The organism is Sodalinema sp., from assembly GCF_046483825.1.
Lineage (GTDB): Bacteria > Cyanobacteriota > Cyanobacteriia > Cyanobacteriales > Geitlerinemataceae > Sodalinema.
The window spans coordinates 1-7,274 of record NZ_JAWOCL010000126.1 but is presented as its reverse complement, the minus strand read 5'-3'; the positions used below and the strand labels follow the sequence as shown (position 1 = coordinate 7,274).

Genomic DNA, 7,274 nt, shown 5'->3' with positions numbered 1-7,274 from the left:
GGGGGATCTAGGGGGTGAGATGGGGGGTGAGTTGATGGGCGGTTTGGGTGAGTTGCCGGAGTCCAGTGAGGGAGCCTTGGATTAGTCTCATAGCGGCGGCTGGTTGCTTCAGGAAGGCGTGAGTTAGGGCGAGGGGGTTTAATTTGCCATTTGGGGCGATCGCTTGGGATATGTCCGGTAAATCATGGTGGCAGTCGTCGCTGATGACGCGAATCATGGCGGCTTGGGGGTACTGTTGCCAGATGGCCCAGCCTTCCATCTCAACGACGGCGGCGGCGGTGGTTTGGGCTAGGTGCTGTTTGTCTTGGGCGCGATGGATGATGCGATCGCTGCTGTAGGCGGCTTGATAGGCTAGGGGTTGCTGGGAATTGTCGTAGATTTGTTGGAGTTGGTCTAGGAGATGGCGATCGCCTTGTTGCTGGTCTCCTTGGCCGTTGATACAGGTGTGACAGAGAACGACATCGCCTGGAACTAGGTTTGGGGATAAACTTCCCCCTAACCCTAAAACTAAGACTCGTGAGTGGCGATCGCGCGGGGGCTGTAAACCCCTTTTTAGGGCCGCTTCGACGGCCGTTAAGCCGGCCGGAATGGCAATGATGGGAATGGGTAATTTGGCCCGCTGGACGGCCTGGTATTCCGGCCCTTGGGGAACCAAAATTAAATCGAGAGAGAGTGTCATGGCTTCTTTTTCATGATTTCCTGAAAAAAACAAGATTTCCTGACATTTTAAAGGATGAGTTCAAGCGTAAGGCGATCGCAGAGGAAACGTCAGTCTGAACTGGCCAACTTAGACTCAAACTCTCTAACCCGAATCGTCAGCGAGTCCTGTAGAATAAAAGACTGTCGAATTGTCCAACCCTCCTCATTGCCAAAGGTCGTTACATCGTGGTCACCCAAACTTCTAACTCAACCCCCTACGACGCCAAAACTCAGGACATTGCCCGAGAACTCTTGGCGGCAACCCGCGAGACGGGTGGATTTTTCGCGAAAGTCCGCGAACAGATGCGCTGGGACGATAAATTGCTCGATTGGGCCATGGGGAACCCCGGTTTACGGGTGCAACTGTTCCGTTTCATTGACTGTTTACCGGCGTTGCGGAGTAAAGCGGAAATTGCCCGTCATTTGCAAGAGTATCTCACCACTGAAGATGTGGAATTACCCGAGGCCTTGAAAAAACTGATTAGCTTCAGTGGCGGGGATTCGGTGGCCGGACAAGTGGCGGCGACAACGGTGGCGACGGGCGTTGAAACGCTGGCCTATAAATATATTTCTGGGGAAACTCTGCCCAAAGTCATTGAAACGGTTAAACGCCTACGCAAAGATAAGTTGGCGTTTACCATTGACTTACTTGGGGAAGCGGTGATCACGGAACAAGAAGCGCAACGGTATTTTGAGCGCTATCGTGAGTTAATGACCACCTTGGCGGCGGCGGCGCAAGATTGGCGGGCGATTCCGCAAATTGATGAGGCCGACGGTGAACCGTTACCTCGGGCGCAGGTGTCGGTGAAGTTGACGGCGTTTTATTCTCAGTTTAATGCTCTCGATGCTCAGGGAAGTGAAGATCGTGTTAGCGATCGCGTCCGGGAGATTTTACGCCATAGTCAGGCGACTGGGGCGGCGGTTCACTTTGACATGGAGCAATATGAGTATAAGGATCTGATTCTCTCGATTCTCAAGAAAATTCTCCTAGAACCCGAGTTTCGCGATCGCAGTGATGTTGGCGTAACGCTACAGGCCTATCTGCGGGAGTCGGAAGCGGATTTACAGGGACTGATTGACTGGGCCAAGGAACGAGGAACTCCTGTCACAGTACGGTTGGTGAAGGGGGCCTATTGGGATCGTGAGACGATTCGCGCCCAACAACATGATTGGCCGCAGCCGGTGTATAACGATAAGGCTGCGACAGATATCAATTTTGAACGGTTGACACGGCTGTTGTTGGAACATCACGAGTATTTGTATGCGGCGATTGGTAGTCATAATGTGCGATCGCAGGCCCTGGCCTGTGCGATCGCCGAAAGCCTCAATATTCCTCGGCGACGGGTGGAAATGCAGGTTCTCTATGGGATGGGGGACAAGTTAGCCAAGGCCCTGGCCAAGCGGGGCCACCGGGTGCGCGTTTATTGTCCCTATGGGGAATTGCTACCGGGAATGTCTTATCTGATTCGTCGCCTCTTGGAGAATACGGCCAACAGTTCCTTCCTGCGTCAGAATCTGGAAAATCGCCCCATTGAGGAGTTAATCGCCCCACCGCAACTCGACGCTGAGAAGCCGGAGTTTGCCCCGCTGGGGTTACCCTTTGCCAATGCCTCGGATTGCGATTACGCTCAAGCTGAGATCCGCGATCGCGCTTGGGAGACGGTATCACAAGTGCGGCAACAGTTGGGGCAATCGTATCAACCTTGGCTGAATGGGGAGTTTGTGCAAACTCAAGAGACGGCCCAATCGCTGAATCCCTCGAATCCTGAGGAGGTTGTGGGAACGGTGGGATTGATTTCGATTGAACAAGCCGATGAGGCGGTGGCCACGGCCAAAGCGGCGTTTACGGGGTGGCGACAAACCCCAGTCGCCGAACGGGCCGGCATTTTACGCAAGGCGGCGGAGTTGATGGAACAGCGTCGTCATGAACTCAACGCTTGGATGCTGTTGGAGGTGGGTAAACCTCTGGCTGAATGTGATGGGGAAGTCTCGGAGGCGATCGATTTTTGTCGCTACTATGCCTCGGAGATGGAACGGCTGCAAACGGGGACGGCTTATGATATTCCGGGGGAGAACAATCGCTATCATTATCAGCCTCGGGGGATTAGTTTGATTATTTCGCCCTGGAATTTCCCTTTGGCGATTCCGACGGGAATGACGGTGGCTTCGTTGGTGGCGGGGAATTGTACGCTGTTGAAGCCGGCGGAAGTCTCTAGTGTGATTGCGGCTAAGTTGGCGCAGATTTTGATTGAGGCGGGGATTCCGAAGGGGGTGTTCCAGTTTATTCCTGGGAAGGGATCGACGGTGGGCGCTCATTTGGTGAAACATCGGGATGTCCACATGATTACGTTTACGGGATCTCAGGAGGTGGGTTGTCAGATTTATCGGGATGCGGCGATGTTGCAACCAGGGCAAAAACACTTGAAACGGGTGATTGCGGAGATGGGCGGCAAGAATGGCATCATTATTGATGAGAGTGCGGATCTCGATGAGGCGGTGGCTGGGGTGGTGCAGTCGGCGTTTGGTTATAGTGGCCAGAAATGTTCGGCTTGTTCTCGGGTGATTGTTCTCGAGTCGGTGTATGAGACGTTTGTGGATCGGCTGACGGAGGCGGTGCGATCGCTGAATGTGGGGGATGCGTCGAAGCCGGGAACTCAGGTGGGACCGGTGATTGATGCGAAGGCCCAGCAACGGATTCGTGAATATATTGCCCAAGGGAAGCAGGAGGGAACGGTGGCGGTGGAGTTATCGTCGCCGGAACCCGGCTATTTTGTGGGGCCGATTGTGATTACGGGGGTTACGCCTGAGGCGGCGATCGCCCAGGAGGAGATTTTTGGCCCGGTGTTGGCGGTGTTGAAGGTTGCCGATTTTGATGAGGCGTTGGCGGTGGCGAATGGGACGAATTATGCGCTGACGGGGGGGATTTATTCACGAACTCCGTCTCATATTGACCGGGCTATGGCGGAGTTTGAGGTGGGGAATCTGTATGTGAATCGGGGAATTACGGGGGCGATCGTTTCTCGTCAACCTTTTGGTGGCTTTAAGTTGTCTGGGGTGGGTTCGAAGGCGGGTGGCCCCGATTATTTACTGCAATTCCTTGAACCTCGCACGATGACGGAGAATATCCAGCGTCATGGGTTTGCGCCGATTGAGGGGGCTGAGTAATCTCGGTTGGGGCGCTCTATCATGGTTGCGCCCCAATGGGGCTGTCGTTTATCGAAAATAAACCAATCTTCATAAAAATTAATATATAGCTCATTGAGGCGGTGAGGGGCGTTAAACCGCCTCAATGACGTTGATTTTGGGGCGATCGCCTCAAGGTATCTTAGACTTTTTTAAAGATTTATGAGAAAACTCTGCTAACTTTTGTTATGATTTGGATAAGTGATACCAATACGCACCAGCTGGGGAAAGCTATATTATGACTGGATTTATTCGCGGACTCTTCGGACGCAAGAAACAACAAGAACAGAATACGATTAAGGCACAACAGCCGAGTCAGGCCTATTTCCTAGACAACGACGCGGCCAAAACCTACGGCGACATCGATTACATGCGAACCTCGAAACAGGTGCGCCGTACATTTCCCAAGGGACAGAAAGACTTCAACCAAGGTGGAACCGAACGCTTAGTTGATGTCTCGTCGATGGAAGAACGCAAGTTTGGTAACAGCCAGCCGACTCCCAGTGTGGGAAATACGCCTGGTGCTAGCATGAATGCGAATAGCAGCACCAACACCAGCAGTAGTGGTGGTCTCGGTGAAAGCTTTGAGCGTCGTAACGCCCGTACGGACACCAGTATGGATATGTTCCGTAACATGGCCAAGGATGTTAAGCGCCGCTAGGGTCCGGTATTTGGGGTGTTGCTGAACCCCGTTGAGTTTGAAACCTCCCGTCATCTCAGATAACGGGAGGTTTTTTGGGTTTGGGAAGATGTGACTTTTGACTACTCCCCGCGAGTCACGCGACGGGGATTCCCCGGAGGGATTTCAGAACTTCCGACTTGTCGGACTCATAGGCGAAGTCAAATACGCCTCTATGGGTTGCCCAAAGGCTTCCCTTTACTTGTTTGTGATCGCCTTTTATCTCTCGCCGATGGAACCACTTTGCTACCGACATTTCTGCGTGATGCAAGTCTGCCCTCACGGGATGTTAAGCCCCTTCCATTCGGGTTATCGAGAAGGTAATTCAATTATATCACTGCGGCTAAAGCCGCACGAGTCGCGTTTCCGCCCCGGATTAAAATTACGGGGCTACCACGCTCCCGGACTCTTTCGTGTCTCGGTGGTTGCGGTTTGGGAACGAGTTGGGGTGGGTGTTGGGTTAACCTCTCGAATCAGTGGACAAAATTTGTACGCTCTTTGTACTACAGCAAAAGTTGGTCTGAATCGTACAAAAAATAGGGGATAAGAAGGCAATAGGCAATAGGCAATAGGCAATAGGCAATAGGCAATAGGCAATAGGCAATAGGCAAGAGGGAGGGCATTCTCTCCCAACTCAGAGTGTCCTAAGCCAATTTTCGATTGCTATATCAATAAATGGCGCGAGAGGACTCCCACTCTCGCTTTTGGCTTGGTGGCTCAGATGAATCGCGCCCAACCCACTGGCATTCTGTTAGGACATCCTTAACGAGTTCACAGTTGTGGTATTATAAACAAGCGCCATGATGCGCGTAAGGGATTATGGGGACTGACTTCCCTAAGAGAGTACCTCGCGACAAAGATCACCCTCGACCATGTCATGGTGACGGGTCTCGACTCACTTGAAGCTGTAAAAAGCAAGGTCGCGACAACTCAATAAGACCTCAAACCCTTCTGCGGTCAGGCCGCTCGTGGAAGTTGGGGCGAAAAGGCTTGTGGACTCAGTCTGACGGGGGTAGTTTCATTTTGAAGTTACCTAGTTAAGAGGAGAAGAAGCAAGAATCTCCTGCTAACCTTCGGTATGGCGGTGAGAGTGTCAATCGTGTAGTATGCAGAAAGACGTATTCAAAGCGTCCCGTTTTACCTGTTAAACCGTGAACTATCATTTCCGACCAGTTTTAGCGAATTTTTGGCTTACCGCCCCTTCGGGGCTGGCACAGGTCAGTATTGCGCTTGATAGCTGGTTCTCAACCTTTGAGATGATAGGGCGCGGGTGGTGTGGAATCATAACGCGGATACTCCCCACTTTGGGGCGACTCGGTTAGACGCTTTTTATAAGCGCAACCATCCGCTCTTTTCCGGACTTCAAGATTCTCACCCCCGCTTCGATTGACTTCTGAAGCGGGGGTTTTGCATAGGGAGGTTTATTGTGACTGGAATAACGGATATTTTGAGTCAGTCGGTGGTTGTGTTTTCTCAGAACTATCTGCCGATTAGCCGGATTAATGTACGACGGGCTGTGGTGTTACTGTTGGCGGGAAAGGCTGAACCGCTACAGATTACCGAGAATGCCAGTTTCTGGCAGGTGCGATCGCCGTCGATGGTCTTAGAGGTTCCCGAGCATATTCGCATGAAGTTCACGGGAACTGAGCGAATTTGGAAGGTGCCTCGGGTGAGTCGTCGGGAGGTACTCCGGCGCGATCATCATACTTGTCTGTATTGTGGCAGTCGCAAAAATTTAACCCTCGATCATGTGATTCCTAAGTCTAAGGGGGGAACGCATACTTGGGATAATGTGGTGACGGCTTGTAGTACCTGTAATTCCCGTAAGGGCGATCGTACCCCTCAGCAAGCGGGAATGCCGTTATCGAGTCAGCCGAAGCCACCGATGCACCCCAGTGTGGCCTTCGCCGAACAGTTCTGGAAGGATCATCAGTTTGACGATGGTACGGGTTGGGACGGCTGAACCCCTCTCTGGGACTGTTTTTGGGTCGGGGTTGGGTTGGGCGATCGTTCTGGGTGAGGAAGCCGGAGTCAAGGGCGTTGTGATCCGCCCTCGACTCCGGCTCAGTGGTTTGGGCGATGATGGCCGCTAAATTTTCATAAAACTTAATGTTTTGCAGAGACGGGCTTCTTGGGAAGTGAGATGAGGTCTCGATTTTTTTGGGCAAGTCGCTGATTTTTCCCGGTTGGGTAAGCGTTTGAGCGATTGGGGATGTCCGGGATGTTGGGGGGCGATCGCCACGTCTTATATGAAGAAAGATTAAAAATTTCTCCGCGTTCCGTAAAATTCGCATTATTAAGGTGACAGAGTTACAAGGGGGTTTTTAAGCGTATAAAAAAGTGATTTTTTTACTAAAAAAATCTTTTTATTTTGGTGGACAAAACAGAAAAAATTCATTAACTTAAAACAGTCGATACACACATAAATTGGGTTCAGGTTAGCGATAAAACGAGCTGCAACCCGATAGGCTTTGTACCGATTGTCACTCTCGTTTGGTTGCTTTGGAGTATCTACCACTATGTTTCTGTTCCACTTCACCTCTTGGCTCAAACAACGCTTGCAGGAAGAACGCCGCCAAGCCGATTCCCTTGAAGATTTCGCACAGACCTTCATCCTAGAGCCGATTTACACTCCCAGCGGCTTCCTTGACGGTGGTGACGATGCGGATGGCGCTGACTTAACTCCCGTCGGTGACCCTGGCGAGGATATGAG

Annotated in this window: 6 protein-coding genes; 5 read left to right on the top strand and 1 reads right to left on the bottom strand. The window is 51.8% G+C overall.

Annotated features, from left to right (window positions below; genetic code table 11):
• Window positions 1-7: 7 nt before the first annotated feature.
• Window positions 8-679 (bottom strand): hypothetical protein, encoded by a 672-nt coding sequence (locus tag R6U67_RS08155; RefSeq protein WP_410252083.1) that lies wholly within the window; start codon window positions 677-679, stop codon window positions 8-10.
• Between the two features lie 206 nt (window positions 680-885).
• Between R6U67_RS08155 and pruA the strand changes: the two genes are divergently transcribed.
• The 5 genes from pruA to R6U67_RS08130 form a co-directional block, all read left to right on the top strand.
• A complete protein-coding gene (gene pruA / locus R6U67_RS08150) occupies window positions 886-3,864 on the top strand; it encodes an L-glutamate gamma-semialdehyde dehydrogenase (RefSeq protein WP_410252082.1) in 2,979 nt (992 codons plus the stop codon).
• A gap of 256 nt (window positions 3,865-4,120) precedes the next feature.
• A complete protein-coding gene (locus R6U67_RS08145) occupies window positions 4,121-4,543 on the top strand; it encodes a hypothetical protein (protein WP_410252081.1) in 423 nt (140 codons plus the stop codon).
• A 1,444-nt stretch (window positions 4,544-5,987) separates the two neighbouring features.
• Window positions 5,988-6,524: an HNH endonuclease gene (locus R6U67_RS08140; RefSeq protein WP_410252080.1), complete on the top strand. Its 537-nt coding sequence runs from the start codon at window positions 5,988-5,990 to the stop codon at window positions 6,522-6,524.
• The gene (locus R6U67_RS08135; RefSeq protein WP_410252084.1) at window positions 6,502-6,654 is read left to right on the top strand and encodes a hypothetical protein; all 153 of its coding nucleotides are present in this window, start codon (window positions 6,502-6,504) and stop codon (window positions 6,652-6,654) included. Before R6U67_RS08140 ends, R6U67_RS08135 begins: the two co-directional genes overlap by 23 nt.
• Before the next feature lie 426 nt (window positions 6,655-7,080).
• Window positions 7,081-7,274 (top strand): hypothetical protein (locus R6U67_RS08130; protein ID WP_410252079.1); only part of this gene is annotated, 194 nt, incomplete at its 3' end.